Origin of the sequence: Microcystis sp. M49636_WE2 (assembly GCF_030065375.1) — a bacterium.
GTDB classification, from domain to species: domain Bacteria; phylum Cyanobacteriota; class Cyanobacteriia; order Cyanobacteriales; family Microcystaceae; genus Microcystis; species Microcystis aeruginosa_C.
On the sequence record NZ_JASJFG010000740.1, the window covers coordinates 1 to 1559 of the forward strand.

Consider the following 1559-nt stretch of genomic DNA (forward strand, 5'->3'; position numbering starts at 1 on the left):
AACCAGAAAGTTTTTGATCTAAGATTTGGCTAGTTAATTTAGGATCGGCTTTACCGCCGCTTTTTTTCATGACTTGACCGACAAAAAATCCCTTAAGATTGGTTTTACCCGCCCGGAATTTTTCTAACTCGCTTGGATGGGCGGCGATAATTTCCTCGATCAGTTTTTCGATGGCAGAAGTGTCAGAAATTTGTATTAATCCTTTCTTTTCCACCAGTGTTTTTGGTGAACCGCCCTGGGTGAGAAGTTCTGGTAAAATTTCCTTAGCAATTTTGCCACTAATTGTTCCCGTTTCAATCAGTTTAACTAATTCGGCTAAGTCTGACGCTTGCAGGGCGATTTCTGTGATCGTCAGCTTATTATTATTCAAATAAGCGGCGATATCTTGACTGATCCAGTTAGCGACTAATTTCGCATTTGCCCCCGCAATTACAGCAGTTTCAAAATATTCGGCCACGGTGCGATCATCGGTTAAAACCCTGGCATCGTAGGGGGAAAGACCAAATTCTTCTTCATAACGACGACGTTTACGAGCGGGTAATTCCGGTAATTCTTCCGCCCAAGCTTTTAACTGTTCGGGGGAGACTTCTAGGGGGGGTAAATCCGGTTCGGGAAAATAGCGATAATCGCTAGAACCTTCTTTTTTCCGCATACTAATCGTCCGTTGAGTAGCTTCTTCCCAAAGACGGGTTTCCTGTACGATTGGTTCGCCATTTTCGATCGCTTCAATTTGTCGATCGATCTCGTATTCTATGGCTTTTTGGATAGCACTAAAGGAGTTCATATTTTTAATTTCTACCTTAGTCCCGAACTTCTTAGCGCCTTTTTTACGAACGGAAATATTGACATCGCAGCGCAGGGAACCTTCCTGCATATTACCGTCACTGATGCCGAGATAACGCACTAAACGCCGTAATTCTTGGGCATATTCCGCCGCTTCGGCCCCAGTGCGTAAATCCGGTTCCGAGACAATTTCTAATAATGGTACACCTGTACGGTTAAAATCCACCAGGGAATGGGTGGAACCGGAGAGACGTTCGCTGCCAGCATGAACCAGTTTTCCCGCGTCTTCTTCCATGTGCAGACGGGTAATACCGATAATTTTGCGGCTAACTTCCTTAGTTTTTTTATCGACGATCTCGATTTCTAGTTGACCCTGTTCGACAATAGGGAGATCATACTGGGAAATTTGATAATTTTTCGGCAGGTCGGGATAAAAATACTGTTTGCGATCGAATTTGCTATGAGGTGTGATTTTACCATCGATAGCTAATCCCAGTTTAACGGCACTGGCCAGGACTTCTTGGTTAAGGACGGGTAATACCCCCGGATAACCCAAACAGATGGGACAGACGTTAGTATTGGGGGGACTATCGAAGTTGGTGGGACAGGGACAAAATATCTTGCTTTTGGTGTTGAGTTGACAGTGGGTTTCTAAACCGATAATTGCTTCGTATTCAGTGGCAGACATATTTTCTCGCTCTCGCCGACACAGGAATGATCTGTTTAATCATTATAGTCGCGATTCTGGAGCATTCCCTCCCTTCATAAAACTTAAT

General features: G+C 44.1%; 1 protein-coding gene. It reads right to left on the reverse strand.

Going from position 1 to position 1559, the window contains the following annotated elements; all coding sequences use genetic code 11:
- Window positions 1–1471, reverse strand: a 1471-nt coding sequence (gene gatB / locus PX484_RS16935) for an Asp-tRNA(Asn)/Glu-tRNA(Gln) amidotransferase subunit GatB (protein ID WP_288104870.1), incomplete at its 3' end; no start/stop codon positions are given.
- Window positions 1472–1559: the final 88 nt, after the last annotated feature.